The organism is Enterococcus cecorum DSM 20682 = ATCC 43198 (genome assembly GCF_000407565.1).
Taxonomy (GTDB): Bacteria; Bacillota; Bacilli; order Lactobacillales; family Enterococcaceae; genus Enterococcus_E; species Enterococcus_E cecorum.
Map to the genome: position 1 here is coordinate 192,974 of NZ_ASWI01000004.1, position 25,356 is coordinate 218,329.

Here is a 25,356-nt window from a genome sequence, read left to right on the forward strand (position 1 = left end):
CATTGAAAGGAACAGGATAAATGAAGATATTTGATACGCATACTCATCTAAATGCGGAACAATTTAAAGACGATATTCCAGAAACAATTGCGCGTGCCCATGAACTAGGTCTAAGTGAAATGGCCGTGGTGGGATTTGATACGCCAACGATTGCTAAGTCTTTAGAACTAAGCCAAGTCTATCCTGAAATTTATAGTATCATCGGTTGGCATCCGACTGAAGCAGGCAGTTATACGCCAGCAATTGAAGAAAACTTACAAGAATTATTAACCCGTAATAAAGTCGTTGCCCTAGGAGAAATTGGCCTTGATTATTATTGGATGGAAGACCCTAAAGATGTCCAAGAAAAAGTTTTTCGTCGTCAAATTGCGATTGCTAGAGAACAGCATTTACCGATTAGTGTACATACTAGAGGAGCCTTGGAAGACACTTATCGCATTTTAAAAGATGAAAAGATTCATCAAGTGGGCGGCATTATGCATAGCTTCAGTGGCGATGAGTATTGGGCTGAAAAGTTCTTAGATTTGGGCATGGAGTTATCCTTTAGTGGTGTTGTTACATTTAAAAAGGCTACCGATGTTCAAGCTGCAGCCAAAATGGTACCGTTAGATCGCTTCTTAGTTGAAACGGATGCCCCTTATCTTGCCCCAGTGCCTTATCGAGGAAAACGCAATGAGCCTGGCTATACCCGTTATGTAGTAGAAAAAATCGCGGAATTAAAAGAATTACCAGCTGAACAAATTGCTAAAGCGAGTCGTCAAAATGCTTATCGCTTATTTAACCTAGGTGAAGTGAATGACTGATAAAATCAAGATTCAAGAAGTCGTCGTAGTAGAAGGTAAGGATGATACGAGAAGACTGCGCGAATTTTTTGATGTCGATACCATTGAAACCATTGGCTCAGCTATTGATGAAAAGATACTTGAGCAAATCAAAAAAGCCCAAGCATTACGTGGGGTGATTGTCTTAACCGATCCTGATTTTTCAGGGGAACAAATTAGGAAGAAAATCATGCAAGCTGTGCCGGAGTGTAAACATGCTTTTATTACCAAAGATCAAGGAAAAAGCCGTCATGCGCACGAAAGTCTAGGAGTAGAACACGCGGATAAAGCGAGTCTATTAGCCGCGCTGAAACAAGTCATGACCCCTCAAAGTAGTGTGCAAACTTACATTACGAAAGAAACATTACTCGAGTTAGGATTGTTAGGTGGTCAGAAAGCCAAATTTTTACGACAACAAATTGGTGAACGCCTAAGTATCGGATACACAAATGGTAAGCAGTTAGCCAAACGCTTAGCCATGTTTGCGATAGATGAACAAACTTTAAGAGAAACGATAAAGAAAGTCGAGGAAGAGTGTGAAAAATAGAGAAATTGCTAATCCCAGCCATACACGTGAAATCTTAGAACGCCATGGTTTCACTTTTAAGAAAAGTTTAGGCCAAAATTTTTTAACCGAACCGAATATCTTGCGTAAAATCGTCCAGACTGCCCAAATTGATGACCAAGTAAATGTCATCGAGGTAGGTCCGGGTATCGGTGCTTTAACAGAGCATCTCGCCCAAAACGCGCATCAAGTTTTAGCCTTTGAAATTGATGATCGTTTAATTCCAGTTTTAGCAGATACTTTAGCTGAATATGAGAATGTGCAAGTGGTTCACCAAGATGTCTTAAAGGCCGATTTGGTGCAAGTGACGCAAGAAGTCTTTACCGAAAACTTGCCAATTAAAGTAGTTGCCAATCTGCCATACTATATCACCACACCGATTATGATGCATTTTCTAGAATCAGCTTTAAAAGTCGATGAAATGGTTGTGATGATGCAAAAAGAAGTAGCTGATCGTATAAGTGCACAACCAGGAAGTAAAGCCTATGGTTCATTAAGTATTGCTGTTCAGTATTATATGCAGGCCCAACTTGCTTTTATCGTGCCCAAAACGGTATTTGTCCCACAGCCAAATGTCGATTCAGCTATTTTGAAACTAACGCGCCGCAGTCAACCCGCTGTAGAAGTGATAGACGAAAAAGCCTTCTTTAGATTAACGAAAGCTGCATTTCAACTTCGCCGCAAAACACTGTGGAACAACCTTTTACATTCTTATGGCAAAGATGAAGCAACAAAAAATTGGTTAACACAATCCTTAGAGCAAGCGAATATTGATCCTAAACGAAGAGGCGAGACCTTGACATTACAGGAATTTGCTGATTTAAGCAACGCCATGGAAAAATTGAAATAGATCAAAGACACTTTTTTGCGGGTGAGTATCATTTATTCCCATAAAAAAGTGTTTTTTCTCAGAAATAATTCTGTCATCCTATGACGCTAATAGTCCTTTAAAAAAAGATATAAAATAGCATCTAGACAATATTTTATAACTTTATGTCTATTTTGTGATTTTTATAATATCTATATTTTGCTAATATTTCAGTTTTTTAAATATAAAATATTTATTAAAAAATAAAAATGTAGTATAATATAGTTGTAGATAACCTACAAGTGTGGAGGAAATTTTTAGATATAAACGAATATTTTGTGAGCCCCTTCCCATTCCCCAATGACTCCGGATGTTCGTTTTTCATTTCCTCCATCTACTTTTGGACACTGGTAAGAGGTGTCTTATTTTTTTACTTCCATTTACTGTCTTGACATTAGAATAAAAGTAGATTATAGTTAGAACAACCTGTTATTGTCATGACAGAATAGCTGGTTAGTAGATGTATGGAAGAATGAAAAAAGGGAGTTACTTAAAAATGAAAATTCAATCGATAAAAAATTTAACCGTTGCTGCTTTACTGATTGCTTTAGGGATTTTGATTCCGATGGTTATGCCAAAAATTGTTATCGGACCTGCTTCTTATACTTTAGGAAGTCACGTACCAGCGATGATTGCTATGTTTTTCTCACCCTTAATGGCGATTTGTGTCACTTTAGGAACAGCTTTAGGATTCTTTTTAACTTTACCACCGATTATCGGATTACGCGCTCTTTCGCATATCCTTTTTGTAACAGTTGGCGCACTTTACCTAAAAAAAAATCCACAATTGATTCAAAGTCCGTGGAAATTACAAGGATTTAATTTTGTAATAGCAGTTATTCATGCTAGTTTTGAAGTCGTTGTTGTCTTTGCTTTTGCTTACTTTGGCAATCTTACAAATACGACATTTGATCGCAATTATTTTATTTTCTTATTCGGCATGATTGGCTTAGGTGGTCTTATTCATAGTATGATTGATTTTAATATCGCTTATCTTGTCGCTAAAGCTATCCAAAAGCAAGCCAAAATTCCAGTTTTCGCTTTAGCAACGAAAAAGACGAATATTCACTAATCAAAGGCAAACATTTAGCCATTTTTTTAAAGAAAAGAATGAAATTTTAGCAATATTTTCAGAAAGTGTGATATGATGGGCGTAGGGTTGTAAGAAGAAGTCTGACCAAGTAGCTTCACAACCTTTTGGACGGTGTTCGAAGGGTAGCTACATCGCATCTAAGCCGGTCTGACTAGGAAAATCTTAAAACATAGTGGATTTTCCTGTCATTCCGGACAAACTTAGCTGCTTGTAGCTGAGCGACCCTTCTCACAACCTTTTATTATAGAGTAGGGGTTAGTGCGTTAAGTGCTTTGAGGATGGGATGTTGCCTCATTGACGAAGAATTTTATTCGCGGTGCTAATCTCGCATTCGCTGCAATTTTTGTAGCAACTCATTAAGGAGATGCACACATGAAAAACAACAAAATTTCAGTTCAATCGATGGCGTTATTAGCGCTACTAGTGGCGATTCAAATTGTTTTAAGTCGTCAATTTGCCATCGAAACGCAATTGGTGAAGTTTTCCTTTGCGTTTGTCGCTACATTTTTAATGGGTCTATTTTTAGGTCCTTGGTGGGCTGGTATCGGCGGTGTTTTATCGGATGTGGTTGGGATGAGCTTACTAGCAAAAAGTCCATTCTTTATCGGCTTTACATTTAGTGCTTTTCTAGGCGGTGTCGTTTATGGTTTATACTTCTACAATAAAGAAGTGACACTGAAACGTTGTATTGCCTGTGTTTTAACCAATACTGTCTTATTTACTTTGATTTTAACGCCAATTTGGTTATCCATTATGTACAATATTCCATTAAACAGCTGGGCTATCTGGTCCGCTCGCTTAATGAAATTAGTGATTACTGTGCCATTGCAAATCGCTACTTTATATATTGTCGGTAAAGCTTTACCAATGGAACAATTAAAACGAAAATTATCATAAAAAAAGCAACCTAGCAAGAGATTCATCCCATCTTTTGCTAGGTTATTTGTATAGATTCATTTTTTTAGCAATTTGTTCGGCATAATAGCAAACGGTTTGTGGATCACGCTTTTTTAAGGCTTCCTGTTCACTAAGAGGGAGTAAATAAAAGTCAACAATCACGCGATCAAAATGCCCCGTGCGCATGGATTGGTAGATTTCTAGCTCTAAACTCGTATGCAAAATATCATTCATTAATTCAGCCGTAACACTAGCATTTGCCGAATGATTGGGAAAAGGGATAATCTCAGCCATGATCACCGCTCCCATCTGATTCAACCAAAGATTTGAAGATATGTTGGTTTTCTTGCCAGTAGTTTTCTAATAAATTTGATTGGCGCAGATGCTCGATAAATAGATGGGCTGAATAAGTCACAGCTTGGCGACGGCAGGAAAGCAGTTCTTTTTGTTTCTCTTTAGGAAGGGTATCTACTAAAAATAAGAAAGGATGATAGGTTTCATTACGGATGGCTTGATATAAAAGTAGTTCGGTACCTACTTGCAATAAATCTGCCATTTCTTTAGTAGGTACAGACGTGGATTGTTTAAAGGGAACGATATTGTTTGGCCGCATAATGTAGACACATTCTTTCATTTTTGGTGCAGCTTTATTATAGGACATTTTACTTAAATTGTCTTTTTGTTTGTAAACCTCTTGCTTATCAAAAGAAAAATTCCTCTGCCAATGATTATCAGTCATTCGCAAAGGAATAGCGTTTAAATTTGTGTTTGTGTAAATTGCGCGTGATAGAGTTTGGCATAGTAGCCGTTTTGTTGCAATAATTGGTGGTGTGTGCCCATTTCGACAATTTGTCCATGATCCATCACTAAAATTTGGTCTGCAGATTGAATAGTAGAGAGTCGATGGGCGATAACAAAGCTAGTTTTTCCTTTCATCATTGCTAAAAAGGCATCTTGTATCTTTCTTTCAGTCAAAGCATCGACAGAACTAGTGGCCTCGTCTAAGATAAGCATCGGAGGGTTTGAAATCATGGTTCGCGCGATGGTCAGCAATTGGCGTTGACCATCTGAAATTTTGACATTCTTCTCCCCAAGAGGCGTATCTAATTGTTGAGGTAATCGCATGACAAAATCATACATAAATGATTTTTTGAGTGCATCAGTGATTTCTTCATCCGTAGCATCTGGACGACCAAAAACGAGATTTTCACGTAAAGTACTATCAAAAATCCACGTATCTTGAAGCACCATGCCAAAATTCTTTCTTAATTCATCACGTTTTACTTTTGCAATATCCACACCGTCAATTAAAATGTTGCCACGATTGACTTCATAAAAACGCATCAATAAGTTCACCAGTGTGGATTTACCTGCGCCAGTTTTACCAACAATGGCAATCGTTTGTCCAGGTTGAGCAGTAAAATTGAAATCCTCAATTAAAGGTTGGGAAGGGACATAACGAAAATCCACATGTTGAAATTCAACTTTTCCTTGAATAGGTGGTAAGGTAAGTGAGGCTTCTTCCTTCAATGGCTTTTGGGCCAATAACTCAATGGTGCGTTCCATCCCCGCCATTGCACTTTGAATTTGGGTAGTGAGTCCCGTCAATTCAATAAAAGGTTTTGAAAATTGACTCGAATAAATCGTAAAGCTTGAAACAGTTCCGATGCTGACAAGTTCGGGATGCTTAATTGCCAATAGCCCACCAACACAACCTACTGCTACATAAGCCAGGTGATCGACAAAGCGTGAAAGTGGATTGGCAATAGCAGATGAAAATTGGGCATTTTTACCTTTTACGTAAAGAATTTGATTCATTTCTTCAAATTTTTGTTGATTTATCGTTTCGTGTTGGAAAGCTTTAACAATTTTCTGATTGCCGACCATTTCGGTAATAAAACTCGACATATCTCCTAGAATAGATTGTTGGGCAACAAAGTTTTTTTGTGATAGTTTGGCAACCACCCAACTACTCATCACAATAATAGGCGTCGCAATTAATACGACCAATGTTAACCCTACATTTAGGTAAAACATCATCCCAAGTGAAATCACTACAATCGTCCCACCAGAGAAAACTTGGGTATAAATGGCTTGAATCGCAGCTGAAATATTATCCATATCATTAGTAAAGCGACTCATAATATTTCCATGAGGTGTGCGGTCATAATAACTCACTGGTAATGAATTAAGATGTAAGAAGGTATCTTTACGTAGGTTAGCAACACTTAAATAGGCCACACGATTACCGATACGTTGAATAAAATATTGCTCGAGCACATTGATGACTACCAATAATAAGAAGAAACCAATGGCACGATAGATTAGGGAAAATTCTACTTTACCGAGTCCAATCATCAAGTCGATAATCTGACCAATGGCATAGGTAAGTAGCACACTAGCGATACCACTCAAAATGCCTAAAGCTAAAGCCGTCCAATTTTGTAGACGAAAACGACGTAAATAAGGCATAAAAGCACTCATTGATTGGGCATTCATTTTTCCTTGTCTCATGCTTCATCCTCCTGTTGTGCTTGATAAATTTCTTGATAAGTCGGACAAGTAGCTAACAACTGCTCATGGGTATCGCAACCAACCAAGGTGCCATTATCTAAGACTAAGATTTGATCAGCTCCTTGGATAGAGCGGATTCTTTGGGAAATAATGAGGGTCGTACAATCTAATTTTTGTAAGGCTCGTCTCAAGTTCAAATCCGTTTGATAATCAAGTGCACTCAATGAATCATCTAAAATTAATATTGGCCGTTGACTAATCAAGGCACGGGCGATAGTTAGTCGTTGCTTTTGCCCACCGGAGAAGTTCTTTCCACCTTCAAAAATCGGCGTGTCTAATCCTTCAGGCAAAGTCTCAACAAATTCTTTCGCTTGAGCAATTTCTAAGGCTTGCCAACATTGTTCATCGGTGGCATCGACTTTTCCCCATTGTAAATTTTCACGAATCGTCCCGTTGAAGAGGACACTTGTTTGTGGGACAAGCGCGATTTGTTTACGTAATTGATGTTTGTCGATTGCCTGGATATCTGTACCATAATACTGAATCACACCACCGGCAATTTCATAAAAGCGTGGTAAAAGTGAAATCAAGCTCGTTTTCCCACTTCCGGTAGCTCCGATAATTCCGATGGTTTCTCCTTTTTGAATGGCAAAGTTTAACTGTTTTAAGGCTAAACCAAATTTAGGACCATAGCGAAAATCAACATCATGAAAAGCAAAAATGGGTGCTTGATTAGGGGTCGGAAAGTCCTCAGTAATCTGTTCTTGAACGCTAGGCACATCTAGCACTTCATTAATCCGTTTAGCAGAAGCATGCGCACGGGTATATAAAATGACCAAATTAGCGACAATGATTAAAGCTAGTAGCATCTGATTCATATAATTGACCAATGCAAGTACTTGCCCAGCCTGTAGATGTCCGAGATTGACCTTTTGTCCACCAATAAGAAAAATACCAACAATCCCCAAATTCATCACCAAGGTTGTTGCTGGCGATAATAAAGCAGAGAGTTGGGTAACCCGTAAGTAAGCATCTGATAATTCGTCGACCCCTTGATTAAATTGAGCGACTTCATCTTTTGTCCGAACAAAGGCACGAATAACGCGAATCCCACTTAAGTTTTGGGCCACAGCTTGGTTGAGTTGATCCAATTTTTCCTGCACTTTTTGATACATTGGAAAAGAACGGGTCATAATGAAATATAATAGTAGACAAAAAATCGGTAAGACAGCTAAAAAGATGAATCCCGCTTGAAGATCAATACTAAAAGCCATAATCACTGCACCGATACTTAAAAAGGGTGCTCTGGAGACGAGGCGAATTAACATAGCTAATGCCCACTGAATTTGAGTGACATCGTTGGTTAGACGTGTAATCAAGCTTTCAGTTCCAAAATGATTTAGCTCTTGATGATTTAGCGTATTGATTTTTTTCATCAAGACATTTCTCAGCTCAGTTCCTAATCCTTGAGAAGCTACAGAAGCATAATATTGACAAACGATGGCAAAAATAAAGCCAATGATCGAAATCAAAATCATTTCTAGTGTTGTTTGCCAAATAATGGGAATATTTAGCTTACTGATTCCTTGGTCAACTAGTTTGGCCATAAATAAAGGAAGTAACAGTTCAAAAACTGCTTCTAAAAATTTAAAAATCGGTCCTAAAATGACTTCTTTTTTATAATTGCTTGCATAGCGAAATAAGCGAAACATAGAACTCCTCCAATTTATATATATATATGTGAAATAACTTTGTTTACTACATATATTTTAACGTAAAATAAAAGGAAAACAACCAAACTAATGAAAATTTCAGGAAATTTCAAAAAAAGCGATAAAACATTAGAAAGATTTATCAAAGTTTTTTAAAAGTTTTGTTACGAAATTATTACAACGAAAACAGGCGAAAAATTCGTTCCGTCACACTTTTCTTTAAAATTTTTTAAAAAATAAGACGCAAAACCCCACTTTTACATCTTGCTTGTAACAAAATGTAAAATATTTGCAACACATTTTGACACAAGGTTTTGTATAATGAAAAAGTCAAAATGTAAGAAAGGTGTTGAAATGTGTGTCAATGAAACGGATTCGTCAATCGGCTATTCTCATTGGTTGTTTAGGTCTAAGTTTAATGCAATCACCTGTTTATGCAGATAATATGGACCAATTGAATCAGCAAGAAGCACAGTTACAACAGCGAAGTGAACAAATCAGTACACAAATTCAAAATACATTATCAGATGTCAATGATAAATATGCACAAGTGGAAGATTTAAAAAAGCAAATTGCTGATAATCAACAGTTATTAGAAAAGACGCAAAAAGATATCACAGATACGCAAGAAATCATCGCAAAACGCAAGGAAGTCGTTGCTAAACGTTTGCAATCAATTCAAGTCAATAATGCAGCGGATGTTGATTTAAAAGCTTTGTTTGCTGCTAAAAATATTGGCGAATTGCTACAACGAATTTATGCGATGACATTGATTCAAAACTTTGAAAATGAAAAATTTACTAGTTTGAATCAAGCGGTCGATACATTAGAAGATTTAAATAATAAAGCAACGCAAACACAAAACAAATTGCAAACAGATAAAGCAGAATTAGACGTTCAAGTGCAACAATTAGATACAAAGATGGCTAATTTACGCCAACAACTTGCAGATAATAAAGATGCTTTAGCTAAGATTGCTGCTGATAAAGAAGTGGAAAATCAACGTATCGCTGCTGAAAAAGCCCGTCAAGAACGCGAAGCAAAAGAAGCGGCTAAACAAGCACAACAATCTCAAGCACAAACAAGCGCTTCAAGTCAAAATCAAGTTGTTACTCCAAGTCAGCCAACAACAACGACACCAGATGCTTCAGGAAGTGCAGGTGGTCGCGTGTTGACGATGGAATCTACCGCTTACTCATATTCAGAAGCAGGTGCCAGCTACTTTACTGCAAGTGGAACAGATTTACGTGCCAACCCAATGGCCATTGCAGTTGATCCAAGTGTGATTCCATTAGGAACTTTGTTAGAAGTACAGGGATATGGCGTAGCTTTAGCGCTAGATACAGGTGGAGCTATTAAAGGAAATATTATCGATGTGCACTTTCCAACAGTTGCTCAATGTGAAGTTTGGGGACGTCGCATGGTACAAGTCCGTATCTTAAGTTAATGCAAGTAAAAAAGAGTGAATCCATCTGGATTCACTCTTTTTTGCTAAGTATAAGAATAAAAGATAATATATTATTTATTGTCTGAGGGAACGCGTGAAATGACAAACAATCTAGCAATTATAGTTTATTTATGATGAATCATGGATGAAATATAAGGTGAAATCTGTTAAAATAGGCTTGTTCGTCATATCTATATGATTTAGGAGGAAATTTTATGGCTTTATGGAAGAAAATTCTAGCTACGGTAATAGGGGTTATAATCGCCGTAGTAATTATTATAGGTGGGGTGTTTGCTTTTGCATATCATGATTTTTCAAGTACAGTCGAAAAAACATATAAGCCAGTTCAACGCCAAAATTCAACCAAAGCAGATTCTGAAAATCAAATTGAAAATAGTCAACCATTTAGTATGTTATTATTAGGGGTAGATACAGGGGCTTTAGGCCGTGTGGAACATGGGCGTTCTGACTCTATTATGGTAGCTACAGTAAATCCGATAAAGAAACAAACAACTATCGTCAGTGTGGCACGTGATACATATATGGAAATCGTTGGGCATAATACTCAAGATAAAGTGAATCACGCTTATGCCTTTGGTGGCGCTGCCATGTCAATGGATACGTTAGAAAAATACTTAGACATTCCAATTAATCACTATGTAGCGATTAATATGGGTGGTATTGAACAACTTGTAGATGCTGTCGGTGGGGTAGAAGTACATAATAATTTAGAATTCACTAATAGTAATTTCCATTTTCCAAAAGGGAATGTGGAATTAAATGGAGAAAAAGCCTTAGCCTATACCCGTATGCGTTATGAAGATCCGCGTGGTGACTATGGCCGTCAAGAGCGTCAAAGAGCAGTTGTTGCAGCTATCGGGAAGAAAGTAATGAGTATTGAAGGTGTGACTAAATATCGCGATTTATTAGATGCCGTATCAGAAAACATGCAGACAGATTTAAATCAAGATCAAATTCAAAAATTAGCTTTGGATTATCGTGATGCTTTTAGTAATGTGAAGACTGACCAATTACAAGGAACAGGTTTCATGCAAGATGGTGTTTCTTATCAACGGGTGAGCCCAGAAGAGTTACAACGTGTGCAAGTAGAACTTAAAACTCAATTAGAAGCGAATTAACCATTTGCCAAAAATGAATCTGTGGGGTAATGTAATTTTTTCTCTACAGATTTTTTCAAGTTTTAATTGTTATCCTTTTATTAGTCGCTTTTTCATTGTACATATAGTAAGAATTGTAAAAAAAATAATGATAATTATTGTTATTATGCTTTTTTTTGGCGTGATTTTTTTGTATAATGGAGAAAGAATGTGTAAAAATGAGAGAGGGATAGTCGGATGATTGATTTACATTGTCATATCTTACCTAGTGTGGATGATGGTGCCCAAACGATTGAAGACAGCCTTGATATGGCACGTTATGCGGTGAAGCAAGGGATTACCCATATCTTATGTACGCCACACCATAATAATGGAAAATATATTAATCCTAAATCAGAAATTATTGAAAAGGTAGCCGAGTTACAAGATGTCTTGGATGAGCATCAAATTCCATTAACAGTTTTAGAAGGCCAAGAAGTTCGCCTAACTACTTTATTGATGGATGATTTGGCAAAGGACCGTCTATTATTTACTGATTTAGACGATACTTATATTTTAATCGAGTTTCCAAGTAATAGTATCCCAGAAAGTGCAGAAAATATTTTCTATCAACTTTTGGATAAAGGAAAAATTCCGGTCATTGTGCATCCAGAGCGCAATGCTGGATTTATCAAAGAACCAAATCGACTCATTGAATTTTTGGATATGGGATGTTTAGCCCAACTCACTGCGCCGAGTTATGTGGGTAAGTTTGGTAAAGAAATTCAAAAAACAGCGAAATTAATGGTCGAAAATCGAATGGTCCAAATGGTTGCTTCTGATGCACATGGTATCAATAAACGTAATTTTTATCTAAAAGAAGCCTATGATGCGATTGCCAAAGATCAGGGCGTAGAATTAGTTGATAAAATGAAACAAGTAGCCAAGGCTTTAATTAATGGCGACCCAATCGAATTTGAACCTTACCGAGAATTAAGAAGATCAAAATTCTCTTGGTTTAGATAAATATTTAATGGAGGGATTAATTTGAAAAAAATTGGAAAAGTGTTTGGCTTATTACTTATTGCGGCCATCTCTTTGTCAATTGTTGTGTTTGGTTATAAAGTTTATCAGCACAAAAACTATGAGCAACGACTAGCCAGTGCTCAAGTAACGATTAAACAGCAGTCCTCTAAAATGGATGAATTAACCAAACAAGTGAATCAGTTATTTACAGATGAGAATGATGATTTATTGAATCCTGAGACAAATACGGAGCAAATTTCAGACTTGAAAACGCAAATCAATGGGATGAGGGTTTCTGCGGATAGTTATCAATTGAAAAAACAAGATTTGCCACAAGAAGATGCAAGTTTTGCGGACAAACAAGCTGAATTATTACGCCGTGTGTCACAAGCATATGATAAATCAAATCTTCAAGATCAAATCGCTGCCCTATTTCAAGCAGATGCAGTGAACTGGCAAGCATTAAATGATCAAGCGGTAATCAATCTTGATACCAAGGCTGAAAAAGTCACTGAGCTATTACAAAAAGTCAGTGAAATGCCTGAAGGAAATTGGAAAAACCTTGCAAATGGATATCTAAATTTGGCACAAGACGAATGCAATCAAGCAGCGACAACCTTAGATATGATTAATCAAATGGTGGTCAATGGACAAGTTGCTGAAAACGCCAATGCAGATACTTATGCGAAATTAGTAAATACTTTATATTCTGTGAAACATCAAGGATTATCAGACACTTTAGAAAATAAAGTGAGAGAAGTAAAGACTCAAATGCAAGCTGCAGGAAAAATGTAAGAAAGGAAATAGGTTGATGGAAGTCGAAGAAACAATTGATTTAAAAGATATTTTTACGATTATTAAAAAGCATGTTTTTACCATTATCGTGTGTATGTTTGTGGGGTTAGGTTTAGCAGGAGGATTAACTTTCTTTGTATTAACACCAAAATATAGCTCACAAGCTCAGTTAGTCGTAACTTTACCACAAAACCAAAACACAAATACAAATGATGTCAATGTAAACCTACAAATGATCAATACTTATAAAAATCTGATTAAAGGGGATTTGATTTTAAATAAGGTAAAAGATCAATTAAAAGAAAACTATGGCATCAATATGACTGTGCAAGAAATTGATAATGCGATTGATGTCGTACAGTCAGAAAATTCATTGATGTTCTCATTGGTGGCTACTTCTACTAAAGCTTTAGATGCAGAACGTTTAGCCAATACAACTGCAACAATCTTCAAAGACACTGTCAAAGAAGTCTTAGGAGAAAGTGTTGATAAAATTTCAATTATTTCAAATGCAACAGTCAACAATACGCCAATTTCACCAAACAATACGCGTAACTTGCTTATTGGGGTGTTAGCAGGGATGATTGTTGGTTTTGGGATGAGTTTTGCCGTTGAATTCTTAGACCGCACAGTAAAATCAGAAAAATTTGTTCGCGACGAATTAGGCTTAACTATCTTAGGAACGATTCCACAATTATCTGCCAAAGAATTACAAGACAATACACGTCGAGCATCTGGACATATGGTATCCTCAAATAGCGCTCACCATCATTCTGGAAATAGTAAACATCGTCGTTCAAGAAGTCGTGTGTAGGAAGGTGAATATAAATGGCAAAGAAATATGATAAGAAAAACTCAGCAGCTACGAATCCGGTGAACTTAATTACGCTATTAAATCCAAATTCATCGATTTCTGAACAATATCGTACAGTTCGAACCAACTTGCAATTCGCAGTTGCCGGGGACCAACCCTTACGCAGTATGGCGGTGGTCTCATCTGGTCCTGGTGAAGGAAAATCAACTTCATCCGCAAACTTAGCAGTCGTATTTGCGCAAGCTGGCCGCCGCGTGTTATTAGTCGATGCGGATATGCGTAAAGCAACGGTCCATAAAACATTTGGACTAAGTAATGAAGTGGGGTTAAGTAACTTGGTAAGTGGCCAACAATCTGCTTCATCAGTGATTCAACCATCTGGTGTAGATAATTTATCCGTGATGACAGCTGGACCAACACCACCAAACCCAGCAGAATTGCTAAACTCTCATCGTATGAATGTGGTAATAGAAGAGCTATATCAAATGTTTGATTTAATTGTGTTTGACTTACCACCTGTAATGACAGTGGCTGATGGTTTAATTATGGCTTCTAAAACAGATGGTACCGTAGTGGTTATCCGTGAAGGTGTCACTCGTAAAGACTCTATTATAGAAGCGAAAAATCGTCTAATTCAAGCTAAAGCACGCATTTTAGGGGTTATCTACAATGGTGTGGAACAAATGAATGAAAGTAGCTACTATTACTACTCAGATAAATAATCAATCTTTAATAAGGTGAGCGTTGTCTTGCCTTATTTTTTTGAACAAAATGATTGGCTGTGTTATAATATGATAAAATTTATCGTGAATATTTACACGATAGCAAAAGAATGGAGTGGAAAATGATGAAAAAGTGTCCAAATTGTCAAACAGAAGTGGAAGAAGAGGCGTTGGTTTGTCCTCAGTGTGGTTATCAGTGGGAGACAAATGCTGAGAAAGTAGAGCAAGTCGTGTCTGAAGAAGTTGTATCCGAAGAAAAGACCCAAAGCGTTCAACAAGCAGCCAATGAAGAAGTGTCAAATCCAGAAAATGAGGATAAAGCACAAACAACAGTTGCACCACAAACACCTGAAGAATCTGAAGAAGAGACAAACAACCAATCTTCAGAAAACAGCAAAAAAGTATTGGATTTTGAAAAACTAGATGATTTTGAAGCGTTAAAGCCGCATATCGATCAAGCAAAGAATTATTTTGAAGAGTTTAAAGCGACCATCCTGCATCCAACCATCGGAGAAATCAAGTATAAAACGTTAGGTATTATTAATTTCATTGTAATTGGTTTATTATTTTCATTGACTTTCTCGAGATTGCTTGGTGTGATGCTAAAAGATATCTATGGAGCGATGAATCAATTTACGAACATGTTTGGTTTTGGTCATTCATCCTATGGTAGTTCATCAATTTCGGCCTTTCCAATGTTTTGGTTGTTCTTATTAGCTATCTTTTTAACACAAATTATCTTAGTGTTGGTCTACTGGATATTTGAAATCATTATGCAAAAAGAAGGAGCCAGCTTTAAAAATGCCTTAGACCAAATTTTTGAACCATTAAGTGTCTTAGTAGTAGTGGGCATCGTGGCTTTTGTTTTTGCCTTACTTGGTTCAGTTTTCTTAAAATTAGCACTGATTCTTTGTGTATTATATTTATTGATTTTACGCTATAGTTTTGATGGAAATATTTGGTTAATAGCCAATCCTAAGGGCTTCAATCGTTTTTATATTACGATGATTCCGGTTGTACTATATAGTGTAGTCAGCTACTTTGTTTTCAAAATCGTCCTTGGTGTGTTAATCGAAAATTCAAATATCTTAGGAATAATCGAAAATATGCTTCGTTTCTAAAAGTAAAAAAATCTCAGTTGGTTTCAGATGAGGGACCGACTGAGATTTTTTTGTTTCCTTTGTGTCATATAGGATGATGTAAAAGCGTTTAATAAGGAGTTAATGTACACGCCGGAAACCTCTGTAAAACACAAAGTAGTATAATTATAACACGGATATGATTATCAGTAAATAAAATATAGTTATAAAAATGGAAAATAAACATTGAATCATAAATATTTTTATGGATTATTTTCATAATAGATGATATTAAATAGTTGGATTAAATAATATGGTTTAAATTGATAAGATTTTGCTATCGCTGAAAAGTTTCAAATTAGTTGCGAAAATATAGTGTACTCAGATATAATAGCCTCAAATTATTTGAAAGGATGATGCGCATGACCAGACCGATTATTGGTATTGCAGCAAATGAAACGTTTGATCCAGGTAGTACGCTTTATCATTTGCCTGTCAGCTACACCCCAAGAGGATATATTGAAGGGGTTCAAAATGCTGGTGGGATTCCGCTATTATTACCAATTACTGATCCTGACTATGCAGAAACTTATGTCGGTCAGATTGATAAGTTGGTATTAGCAGGTGGGCAAGATGTATCACCAGAAATTTATGGACAAGCACAAAAGACAGATGGTAATTATTCAAAAGCACGCGATGACTTTGAACAAGCCTTAATTACCGAAGCATTAAAACAAAGAAAACCGATTTTTGCGGTCTGTCGTGGGATGCAGCTACTAAATGTTTATTTTGGTGGCACCTTGTATCAAGAAATTGGTCCCTTAAGCGGTGTCGAACATATGCAAGATCCTATTCCTCGGGAGGAGCCTTCACATGACCTGCTGTTAGAAAAAACAAGCAGTTTATATACCATTTATGGCAACCAAGGGAGAATCAATTCTTTTCATAATCAAGCCGTAGAGAGACTTGGCGAAGAATTACAAATTACTGGCAGATGTAGTGATGGGATGATTGAATCTATCGAAAACAAAAAGCGTCGTATTCTAGGGGTTCAATGGCATCCGGATTTTGCTTATACGCATTTAAAGCAAGAACAAGAAGTATTTGATTATGTCGTTAAGCAATTATAAAAAGAAAGGAAGAATGAAATGAAAAAAGTGGTTAGTTTATTATTTGTAGCGGGTCTTTTCTTAGCTGCGTGTGGCAATTCAGCAACATCCACTAAGGAAAGCAAATCAACCCAACAAGAGATTGCTGTATCAGCACCAGGTGAACTATCTACACTCGATAGTGCCCAATATACGGATGTCAACAGTTCAGATATGATTGGTCAAGTATCAGAAGGACTCTATCGTTCAGGCAAAGATGGTAATCCTGAGCTTGCAATGGCCAAAGAAGATCCCAAAGTAAGTGAAGATGGCTTAACCTATACGTTCAAATTACGTGAGGCTAAATATAGTGATGGGACTCCCGTTCGTGCACAAGATTTTGTGTATGCTTTTCAAAATGTGGTCGATCCTAAAACAACTTCTAGCTCCAGCCATCGTATGGATATCTTCAAAAATGGTGAAAAAATTCGTAATGGTGAACTACCTGTTGACCAATTAGGGGTTAAAGCGCTTGATGACCAAACGTTAGAATTAGATTTAGTCGCACCGGCACCATTCTTATCAGAAATCTTGACAGGTACACCATTTATGCCTAAACAAGAAAAATTTGCCTCTGAAAAGGGAAAAGCGTATGGCACGAGTGCTGATAATTTTGTCGGCAACGGACCTTTTGTGATTAAAGGCTGAGATGGCAATAATGAAAGCTGGACTTTAGAAAAAAATCCAACATACTGGGATGCAAAAAATGTTAAGTTGAAAAAAGTAAAAGTACAAGTCGTCAAAGAAATTGCGACAGGCGTCAACTTATTTAACGTAATTCAGGCAGAAGTCGCCCATCCTCTATAGGTGGGTGATGAATGCTATTCGGTATGAGGGTTACTGTTGGTAACTCGAAGACCGACAATAAAGTACATTGTCTTTTTATTTCGTTCTATGTTATAATCAGTCTATATTAGAAATGAGTGATATAAAATGGAATTAGATACAAATAACCATTCAGTCTTCCTTCTTTATTACCATCTTATTTTAGTAACGAAATATCGCAGACAAGTGATTGATGATGACATATCTGATTATGCTAAAGCTACTTTTGAAAGAATTTCAGAATCGTATCACATTACTTTAGTGGAGTGGAATCATGACAAAGACCACGTTCATATTATGTTCAAAGCTCATCCTAAAACAGAATTGACAAAATTTATCAACGCCTATAAAAGCGCTAGTTCAAGATTGATAAAACGTGATTTTCCAAGAGTCAAACAGTTTCTTTGGAAAGAACAGTTTTGGTCTAAAAGTTTTTGTCTGTTGACGACTGGTGGAGCACCAATTGATGTGATAAAGAAATACATCCAAAATCAAGGAAACAATCATAAATAGAAAGCAGGTGAACTTTGTGGAACGACTAAAAGCGTATAAATTCAGAATCTATCCAACAGAGGAACAAGAAATCTTCTTTGCCAAAACTTTCGGCTGCGTTCGTAAGGTCTACAATCTGATGCTTAATGATCGAAAAAAAGCATATGAAGAAGTTAAAAATGATCCTTCTAAAAAAATGACTTTTCCAACACCGGCTAAATATAAGAAAGAATTTCCATTTCTGAAAGAAGTCGATAGCCTCGCTTTGGCCAATGCCCAACTTCATTTAGATAAAGCATACAAGAATTTTTTTCGGGATAAATCTGTTGGCTTTCCACGTTTCAAAAGTAAGAAAAATCCTGTTCAGAGTTATACAACGAATAATCAAAATGGTACAGTTGCTTTGATTGATAGTAAATTCATAAAAGTTCCTAAATTGAAATTATTAGTAAGAATTAAGCTTCATAGACAACCAAAAGGGATGATTAAATCTGCTACAATCTCACGGCATTCTAGCGGTAAATACTATATTTCTTTGTTATGTAAAGAAGAAATTAGCGAGTTACCTAAAACCAATTCTGCCATTGGTATTGACTTAGGTATTACAGACTTTGCGATTCTTTCAGATGGACAAAAAATTGATAATAATAAATTCACGTCCAAAATGGAAAAGAAATTAAAACGTGAACAACGTAAGTTGTCAAGACGAGCATTATTAGCCAAACAAAAAGGTATCAATCTATTTGAAGCTAAAAATTACCAAAAACAAAAACGCAAAGTAGCTAGATTACATGAAAAAGTAATGAATCAACGTACTGATTTTCTGAATAAGTTAAGTACAGAAATTATCAAAAATCACGATATTATCTGTATTGAAGACTTAAACACAAAAGGTATGTTGCGAAATCATAAATTAGCTAAAAGTATTTCTGATGTTTCTTGGTCAAAGTTTGTGACTAAATTACAATACAAGGCTGACTGGTATGGACGAAAAATCATCAAAGTAGATAAATGGTTTCCGTCTAGTCAGATTTGTTCAGAGTGCGGACATAAAGATGGCAAGAAATCTCTTGAAATTCGAGAATGGACTTGTCCTGTTTGTCATACTCATCATGATCGTGATATCAATGCTAGTATCAATATTCTGACCGAAGGTCTAAGACTACATTCTATGGGATTGGCTTAGATCCAATCATCAAGAACCGTAGGAACTACGGGGATAGCTTGGTAAATAAGAGAAACCGCTGTTAGTAAAGAAATACGCTATCAAGTATGCTCTATTCCCAAGAAGCTCCCACTTCAAGCGTTAAGAACCGTCAGGTTTAGCTAAGTGGTGAGTAGTTCACCCGATGAAAGTTTCTTTGGAGCCACAGTCGGTCCCGTAGCAGGCAGAATCCGAAATGCTACATGGGGAAATCATCAACTTGAAAAAAACGCCGGCAACCACCATATCCACGGAGGAACAAATGGATGGTCTTTCCAATATTGGGATGTCGAAGTGTTCAAAAATCCACAGTCGATCGGCGTTGTCTTTTATTTACAAGACACTTTTTCCGATTATCCTGGTCCTATCACAGCAACGATCACGTATCAGCTAACTGCGAATAGCCTGGAAATGATCACAAAAACGAACAGTCCCGTCGAGACGATCTGCAATCCAACCAATCATGCCTATTTCAACCTTTCTGGGAATGGTAAATGTAACATTGATACACATGAACTGGCTGTCCAAGCAGAAAGTCTATTGGTATTAGATGAAGATAAACTACCAACAGGCGAACAAATCACTCAAGCGGATTTACCGATCAATTTCAAGAAACCACATACAATCGAAGAAATTCTCAACGCTTATCCAGAAGGACTTGATGACGTTTTTGTTCTTACTACACCGAAACGTTCAAAAAAGGTGCTGTGTCTTTCAGAAAAACAATCTGGACGCCAGTTGTCTATAGCAACAACAAATAGAAGTGTGGTATTATTTTCTACGACTGGTTTTGAAGCTGATTTTATGATCAACGGGAAACATATGCATTCAAACTATAGTTTAGCCATCGAGCCACAAGAATTTCCGGATCTAGTCCATTTACCTGAACTCGGTTCGATCGCTTTGTACCCTGGTCAAGAAAAGGTCAACCATACGACCTATCAGTTTACTATTTTACCGAATGAACAGATAGCAAATACTCAATAGTTGCTTGTTTTGATTACGAATAGCTCAGAAAAGAAGAGATTTTTATTTACGCCGATTGTAAAATTAAGCTAGACAACTAAAAAAGTCATTTGTGCTACACTCAAAATAGTTCCTACCAAAGAATTATAAGGAGTGAGCACAAATGACTTTCGACGTACTCAAAGCATTTTCAAAGTTTTTGTCTTTAATTTTTACATTAGCGTCTTTCAATATTTTATCGACTACTTTATTTTGAAATTCATTGTTGCTCAATTTCGTTTCAGTAGTAATTTCTTTCAATTGTTTTTTGTATTTATCCATTCCGTTGCCTTTATTCTAATTTTTTACCATTTTTGATTACATAGTATTTATGGATCATAAGTTGAATCATTGGTGAAAGTGATCACATCAGAAATTTGGCCGTCTTTCAACTTAAAGGATGCTTCTTTGACTGTCACCAGAATAGTTGTATTAGTTGAATCAAGCTTCACTTTTCCGTTTTTCGCTATCTTCTTTTACTTTATTGTCTTTGGCTAATTTAGAGAAATCGTCTCCCTTATCAACAGCTTTCTTCATATCTTCTGCATGAAAAGATTTTCAATCTGTTTTTAGATTTTCATCGATCAATTTGATATGTTTTTTAGAAATTTATTTTTCACTTTTCGGAATAAATTAAAAATGTCTCTTAATTCCTTCTTATTATATAATCTATTTTTATTTAACCGTGGTCTCTTATTAAATAACGTGTAAATGAGTATATAAAAGTTATTAAACTAATTAATAAAGATAGAATTATTATAGATAGGTAGATGAAATTTCAACTATAGTTCTTTTCCCACGCCTTTAATTGATATTTCTTTGCGTATTTATCAAAGCAAAAAACCAAAAATTTTGTTCCATTCGGACGGCTGATTTTACTCTTCTCAGCATTGGCAACCAGCCCCGACTTTTTTTGATAAAAAGATGCTTTGTAACAAATAATATGATTAAAATTTTATTGCCAATTTTATAAACTCGTGGTGCTAGTTAATTATTGAATCTAGGAACAAGAGCATAATATCACTATTTTTACTTTTGAAATTTTACTCAGAAATTCTGTTTTTAGTCGTTTTTATAAAATGAAAATGTTGGTTTATAATAAGCTGAAATTAACTAGCACCACGAGTCTATATCCATATAAGATAAGTATCACACATAGTTTACAAGTATTCAGCAAATTATTCTTTTCTAAATAGTATGAATTTACTAAAAAATAACAGTTATTATCTTTTAGTAAATCCATATACCATTCTCCAATTGATATTACAAACATTTCACGTTAAAAATTTATGATACAGTTCATCTGATAATATCATTATAACTCAATGTTATTCTGCTTGAACTTGACCAGAATTACTTACAAAATATTTATACATCTGATCAGTTCCATCGGCCATATAATAAAAATAATATCCGTCTGCTGTAGTTTCTCTTCCGGCATCAGTTGCATTAGGTCTACCTAACTCATTGTGTTTAGCTATTGCAAGTTGAGCAGCTTCTAACTCTGAAATAGCTGCTTGACTAAGTGTAGAGACATTATTGTTTGTTGCTTCATTGGGTACAGTTTTGAAATAATCATCTTGGATAATCTCACCATTATTATTCACTGTAATGATATTCCAAGTGATACCTTCTGGACCTCCATGTAGTTGATAATGAAAAGTAAACGAGCCATCAGAATTTTGTTGCCCATTTTCAAATGCATCTGAACCGCCCGATTGTGGAAGTTTTTGTCCCAGATATTGAGCTGCTTCTTCAATAGAATTTAATAAATTCGTGTGGACCACTTGTGGTTCTTCGGAAACATTTTCTTGTAAAGTAGCTACCTCACTACTTTCTGTTGTAGTCTCTGTTGATGTAGCCTCCTGATTATCAATTTTTATTTTCTCTAGTTGGTTTTTATATGTGGTAATTGTATCGTCAATTTTTTTGATTAATGAATCTACTTCCGCTTGGCTATATACATCAGTACTCTCTTTTTGTACCCATTTTTTGAGTTCATCTAATGTATTTACTTTTTGAGAAAGATCATTTTCAGTTGCTTCTTCAAGATTATCTAGTGTATTCTCTTTTAAGTCTTTATCGTCTTGTTCTTTAAAATTTGTTTTGATCTTCTTAATAGATTCTGTATAGGTATTAGTAATTTTTTTCTCCGTTTTATCTGACTTAGAGTAAGCACTGGATTCAGTAACAAATTTTTTGTACTCCGACAGTTTTGTATCTTTATCTTTTTCGGCTAAAATTTTCTCTACATTTTTTTCTATTTGTTTCATTTTACTTTTTACTACTTCAGCAGTTTTTGTTTCTGAAGTAGCCGTTTTACTTTTGTCTGTCGAAGCTGAACAACCTGCAAAAACAAAAATAGACCCTACCATAACACCCATCACTAACTTTTTTTTCCAATTCTTTGAGTACATGTGTTTTCTCCCTATTATTTTTTAGTTAATTATAACATCTTTTCATAAAATTGAGAGTGTAAAATATTTTGTGTAAATAGAAAAAAGGAAGTCCCTTCTGTAGAATAGAGTTACCACAACACATTCACAGAAGAGAGGACTTCCCTATGAACGATTTTACTACAGAAATTCTAAAGACTCTAGCGAACAAAGGCGATTTGAATGAATTATTCCGTGTCCATTTGGAGAAAGCAGTCAATACGCTTCTCAAAACGGAGTTAACGGCTTTCCTAGATTACGAAAAGTATGATCGCATTGGTTTTAACACGGGTAATTCTCGTAACGGCTCCTATGACCGTACGGTCAAGACCGAGTATGGGGAACTTCATCTCCAGATTCCGCGCGACCGCAATGGTGAGTTCAAGCAACAGACTGTTCCTGCTTATAGACGGACGAATGACACGTTAGAGGAGACCGTCATTCACCTCTTCCGAAAAGGTATTACCATGTCGGAAATCGCAGACTTGATTGAGAAAATGTATGGGCATCACTACACGCCCCAAACCATGTCCAATATAACAAAATCATTTACAGAAGAGGTAACGGCGTTTAAAGGGCGGGAGCTTCATGACCGTTATGCTGCTATTTATATGGACGCAACGTATATTCCGTTAAAGCGGAAAACCGTCGCCAAGGAAGCTATTCATATCGCAGTTGGCATTCGCCCGGACGGATCAAAGGAAGTATTGAGCTATGCGATTGCACCGACTGAATCCATCACGATTTGGGAGGAAATTTTATTGGACCTTCAAGAGCGCGGTTTGAAAAATGTCCTCCTGTTCATCACGGATGGCTTAAAGGGGATGGTAGGAGCGATTAGTCGGTTCTATCCCAAAGCTCGTTTTCAACATTGTTGTGTACACGTTTCCCGTAATATCAGTCACAAAGTGCGTGTCGATGATCGTAAGGAAGTCTGTGATGATTTTAAAATGGTGTATCAAGCCTCATCTAAAGAGGTGGCGTTGGAAGCACGTGGTGCTTTTGCGGAAAAATGGAAAACCAGCTATCCAAAAGTGGTTGAATCGATTCTTTCGAACGATCACTTGCTCACTTTCTATGATTTCCCCTTGGCCATACGCAAGAGTATTTATTCTACGAACTTGATTGAATCCTTTAATAAGCAAATCAAGAAATACAGCCACCGCAAGGAACAGTTCCAAAACGAAGAGTCGATGGAACGTTTCTTAGTCTCGTCTTTTGATACTTACAACCAAAAATTCCTAGGTCGCAGTCATAAAGGCTTTCAACAGGCCGAAGGCGAACTTGAACAAATGCTAAGCCAACTGATTGAGAATTAGAAACAATCTGCAGTAGGGAAGAATCATTTACACAAAATTATTGACGCTCCCTCGTTTGGGTGTGTCAAGAAGTTTGTGTAAATTTATTAATTAAGCCTTATTCAGTTTGATTAGTCGCTTAAAACATTGAATCCAATGTGTCTTGGCATTGTTTGAAACCTTTGTGTGCTCTACCAGCTTTTTTATTATTGTATGCGACCATTTGTGTAACAAGAAAACGGTCAAGGGCTTCTTCGTTAGGAAATTGTTCCTTAACTTTGGTTTTTCTTTTCAACTGTTTATTGAACGATTCAATAATATTAGTGGAATAGATAGTACCTCGAATTGCTTTAGGAAATTGAGTGAAGGTCAAGAGATTTTCGGTCTCTTGACCTTCACTCAATTTCCTAAAGGGTTCTGTTGCGAAGTTTGAAAATCAAACGCGCCCTCTCTGAACTCCAAATATCTTAGGCTGTTATTCCCATTAATACCTTGATTTCAGTAGACACCGAAAAGCCGAAGAGCGTTCCATTTCTTCGGTTCTTTTTATATATTCCTCGAATGGTCTCCATGCCCTTAATCGTGGAAGAGGCTGTACGGAGACTTTGATAAAATTTATTTCGTCGTTTAATAGGTCGATGGTCTTGTTCTATTAAATTGTTAAGATACTTCACAGTTCGGTGCTCTGTCTTAGTATATAAACCCACACTCTGTAACTTTCTAAAGGCGGAGCCAAGAGAAGGTGCTTTATCGGTCACAATTGCTTTCGGCTCACCAAAATGATTCATTACTCTGTCCTCTCTGTCTTTTTTCTCAATTTTAAACTAAAATAGATTTTTTGGAAAACTTTGCAACAGAACCTAATTTTTTAACATAATGATTGTCCCTCTTTTTAAATAAAAAACATTATCCAAAATCTATTTGGTCTAACATCGTTTCTCGACTGGCTTGATCTAACCCAAGATAGGTTAAAGTCATGGCTTCGCTTGAATGGTTTAATAAATGCATGACTAAACCAATATTATAATTCGACTGCGTATAAACACGATAAGCGCCTGTTTTACGCATGGTATGCGTCCCTAGATAGTTGATTCCTAAAAGATCACCAACACGTGCCATGACCTTATAAAATTGCTTCTCGGTGATGTGACGGTCTGGGTGAGTCGTTGAGGGAAACAACCACTCAGAATTAAGATTTTGTTGGACCAGCCAATCATGATAAATTAATAAATCTTGTTGTACTGGTTTCAAATATAACGTATTCGCTTTTCCTGTTTTTTGATCATGAATAAAAGCGGTTTGTTTAACCGTTCCATCAGGATTAAAGACATCTGATTTTTTAAGTTTCATGACATCACTTACCCTTAAGAGAGTGGCTTTCCCCACTTGGAATATCGTATAGTTACGACGTCCAGCATGAAAGCTATCAAGGAGTGTATCTTGAACCATTTTTAAGATATTTGAATCTTTGATAGGTAAAACAATCTGTTGAACCATAT

The 25,356-nt window shown here is 36.3% G+C and carries 23 protein-coding genes, 4 pseudogenes and 1 riboswitch; of the genes and pseudogenes, 18 read left to right on the top strand and 9 right to left on the bottom strand.

From position 1 onward, the window contains the following. Positions 1-20 precede the first annotated feature (20 nt). The 5 genes from I567_RS06835 to I567_RS06855 all read left to right on the top strand — a co-directional run bounded on the left by I567_RS06835 (position 21) and on the right by I567_RS06855 (position 4,244). Positions 21-803, top strand: a complete 783-nt coding sequence (locus I567_RS06835; RefSeq protein WP_016251518.1) for a TatD family hydrolase — start codon at positions 21-23, stop codon at positions 801-803. Next, the gene (rnmV, locus tag I567_RS06840; RefSeq protein WP_016251519.1) at positions 796-1,368 is read left to right on the top strand and encodes a ribonuclease M5; all 573 of its coding nucleotides are present in this window, start codon (positions 796-798) and stop codon (positions 1,366-1,368) included. The genes I567_RS06835 and rnmV overlap by 8 nt, the downstream gene beginning before the upstream one ends. Beyond that, complete coding sequence (gene rsmA, locus I567_RS06845; protein WP_016251520.1) at positions 1,358-2,236, top strand: 16S rRNA (adenine(1518)-N(6)/adenine(1519)-N(6))-dimethyltransferase RsmA; 879 nt, start codon at positions 1,358-1,360, stop codon at positions 2,234-2,236. The genes rnmV and rsmA overlap by 11 nt, the downstream gene beginning before the upstream one ends. Before the next feature lie 514 nt (positions 2,237-2,750). Further along, positions 2,751-3,326 (top strand): hypothetical protein, encoded by a 576-nt coding sequence (locus tag I567_RS06850; RefSeq protein ID WP_016251521.1) that lies wholly within the window; start codon positions 2,751-2,753, stop codon positions 3,324-3,326. Between the two features lie 263 nt (positions 3,327-3,589). After that, a riboswitch (THF riboswitch) is annotated at positions 3,590-3,686 on the top strand. Between the two features lie 33 nt (positions 3,687-3,719). Continuing rightward, entirely contained in the window at positions 3,720-4,244 is a 525-nt protein-coding gene (locus tag I567_RS06855) for a folate family ECF transporter S component (RefSeq protein WP_016251522.1), read from the top strand. 42 nt (positions 4,245-4,286) lie between these two features. Here the strand turns inward: I567_RS06855 and I567_RS06860 are convergent, their stop codons facing one another. The 4 genes from I567_RS06860 to I567_RS06875 all read right to left on the bottom strand — a co-directional run bounded on the left by I567_RS06860 (position 4,287) and on the right by I567_RS06875 (position 8,470). Next, complete coding sequence (locus I567_RS06860; protein WP_016251523.1) at positions 4,287-4,538, bottom strand: hypothetical protein; 252 nt, start codon at positions 4,536-4,538, stop codon at positions 4,287-4,289. Beyond that, positions 4,531-4,905: a hypothetical protein gene (locus I567_RS06865; protein ID WP_018345259.1), complete on the bottom strand. Its 375-nt coding sequence runs from the start codon at positions 4,903-4,905 to the stop codon at positions 4,531-4,533. The genes I567_RS06860 and I567_RS06865 overlap by 8 nt, the downstream gene beginning before the upstream one ends. A gap of 95 nt (positions 4,906-5,000) precedes the next feature. Continuing rightward, positions 5,001-6,758 (bottom strand): ABC transporter ATP-binding protein, encoded by a 1,758-nt coding sequence (locus I567_RS06870; protein WP_016251525.1) that lies wholly within the window; start codon positions 6,756-6,758, stop codon positions 5,001-5,003. Beyond that, the gene (locus I567_RS06875; protein WP_016251526.1) at positions 6,755-8,470 is read right to left on the bottom strand and encodes an ABC transporter ATP-binding protein; all 1,716 of its coding nucleotides are present in this window, start codon (positions 8,468-8,470) and stop codon (positions 6,755-6,757) included. The genes I567_RS06870 and I567_RS06875 overlap by 4 nt, the downstream gene beginning before the upstream one ends. Positions 8,471-8,828: 358 nt before the next feature. Between I567_RS06875 and I567_RS06880 the strand changes: the two genes are divergently transcribed. The 12 genes and pseudogenes from I567_RS06880 to I567_RS06940 all read left to right on the top strand — a co-directional run bounded on the left by I567_RS06880 (position 8,829) and on the right by I567_RS06940 (position 20,106). Further along, the gene (locus tag I567_RS06880; RefSeq protein ID WP_016251527.1) at positions 8,829-9,917 is read left to right on the top strand and encodes a 3D domain-containing protein; all 1,089 of its coding nucleotides are present in this window, start codon (positions 8,829-8,831) and stop codon (positions 9,915-9,917) included. Between the two features lie 215 nt (positions 9,918-10,132). Continuing rightward, a complete protein-coding gene (locus I567_RS06885; RefSeq protein ID WP_016251528.1) occupies positions 10,133-11,056 on the top strand; it encodes an LCP family glycopolymer transferase in 924 nt (307 codons plus the stop codon). A gap of 216 nt (positions 11,057-11,272) precedes the next feature. Beyond that, positions 11,273-12,040, top strand: coding sequence for a tyrosine-protein phosphatase (locus tag I567_RS06895; protein ID WP_016251529.1), 768 nt, complete (start codon positions 11,273-11,275; stop codon positions 12,038-12,040). A gap of 21 nt (positions 12,041-12,061) precedes the next feature. Next, positions 12,062-12,835: a hypothetical protein gene (locus I567_RS06900; protein ID WP_016251530.1), complete on the top strand. Its 774-nt coding sequence runs from the start codon at positions 12,062-12,064 to the stop codon at positions 12,833-12,835. A gap of 16 nt (positions 12,836-12,851) precedes the next feature. Then, complete coding sequence (locus I567_RS06905) at positions 12,852-13,649, top strand: YveK family protein (RefSeq protein ID WP_016251531.1); 798 nt, start codon at positions 12,852-12,854, stop codon at positions 13,647-13,649. A gap of 14 nt (positions 13,650-13,663) precedes the next feature. Then, positions 13,664-14,371: a CpsD/CapB family tyrosine-protein kinase gene (locus tag I567_RS06910; RefSeq protein ID WP_016251532.1), complete on the top strand. Its 708-nt coding sequence runs from the start codon at positions 13,664-13,666 to the stop codon at positions 14,369-14,371. Between the two features lie 125 nt (positions 14,372-14,496). Then, the gene (locus I567_RS06915; protein ID WP_231940223.1) at positions 14,497-15,492 is read left to right on the top strand and encodes a zinc-ribbon domain-containing protein; all 996 of its coding nucleotides are present in this window, start codon (positions 14,497-14,499) and stop codon (positions 15,490-15,492) included. A gap of 380 nt (positions 15,493-15,872) precedes the next feature. Continuing rightward, a complete protein-coding gene (locus I567_RS06920; RefSeq protein ID WP_016251534.1) occupies positions 15,873-16,580 on the top strand; it encodes a gamma-glutamyl-gamma-aminobutyrate hydrolase family protein in 708 nt (235 codons plus the stop codon). Between the two features lie 18 nt (positions 16,581-16,598). Further along, positions 16,599-17,369 (top strand): annotated as a pseudogene (locus I567_RS06925) (ABC transporter substrate-binding protein); the annotation flags it as partial. Between the two features lie 162 nt (positions 17,370-17,531). Further along, positions 17,532-17,936 carry an IS200/IS605 family transposase gene (gene tnpA / locus I567_RS06930; protein ID WP_016251536.1) on the top strand — a complete coding sequence of 135 codons (405 nt, stop codon included), beginning with the start codon at positions 17,532-17,534 and terminating at the stop codon, positions 17,934-17,936. A 16-nt stretch (positions 17,937-17,952) separates the two neighbouring features. After that, positions 17,953-19,101, top strand: coding sequence for an IS200/IS605 family element RNA-guided endonuclease TnpB (gene tnpB, locus I567_RS06935; protein ID WP_016251537.1), 1,149 nt, complete (start codon positions 17,953-17,955; stop codon positions 19,099-19,101). A 144-nt stretch (positions 19,102-19,245) separates the two neighbouring features. Then, entirely contained in the window at positions 19,246-20,106 is an 861-nt protein-coding gene (locus I567_RS06940; protein ID WP_016251538.1) for an aldose epimerase family protein, read from the top strand. Between the two features lie 123 nt (positions 20,107-20,229). Here the strand turns inward: I567_RS06940 and I567_RS12645 are convergent. Both I567_RS12645 and I567_RS06950 read right to left on the bottom strand, forming a co-directional pair. Continuing rightward, a pseudogene (locus tag I567_RS12645) lies at positions 20,230-20,727 on the bottom strand (peptidylprolyl isomerase); the annotation flags it as partial. 725 nt (positions 20,728-21,452) lie between these two features. Beyond that, a complete protein-coding gene (locus I567_RS06950) occupies positions 21,453-22,541 on the bottom strand; it encodes a hypothetical protein (protein WP_002326561.1) in 1,089 nt (362 codons plus the stop codon). Positions 22,542-22,687: 146 nt separating this feature from the next. Between I567_RS06950 and I567_RS06955 the strand changes: the two genes are divergently transcribed. Beyond that, positions 22,688-23,878: an IS256-like element ISLgar5 family transposase gene (locus I567_RS06955; RefSeq protein WP_002324630.1), complete on the top strand. Its 1,191-nt coding sequence runs from the start codon at positions 22,688-22,690 to the stop codon at positions 23,876-23,878. A gap of 118 nt (positions 23,879-23,996) precedes the next feature. Here the strand turns inward: I567_RS06955 and I567_RS06960 are convergent. The 3 genes and pseudogenes from I567_RS06960 to I567_RS06970 all read right to left on the bottom strand — a co-directional run. After that, positions 23,997-24,245, bottom strand: a pseudogene (locus tag I567_RS06960) (transposase); the annotation flags it as partial. Positions 24,246-24,324: 79 nt separating this feature from the next. Then, a pseudogene (locus I567_RS06965) lies at positions 24,325-24,636 on the bottom strand (IS6-like element ISS1N family transposase); the annotation flags it as partial. 127 nt (positions 24,637-24,763) lie between these two features. Beyond that, complete coding sequence (locus I567_RS06970) at positions 24,764-25,354, bottom strand: site-specific integrase (RefSeq protein ID WP_002326556.1); 591 nt, start codon at positions 25,352-25,354, stop codon at positions 24,764-24,766. Positions 25,355-25,356 lie beyond the last annotated feature (2 nt).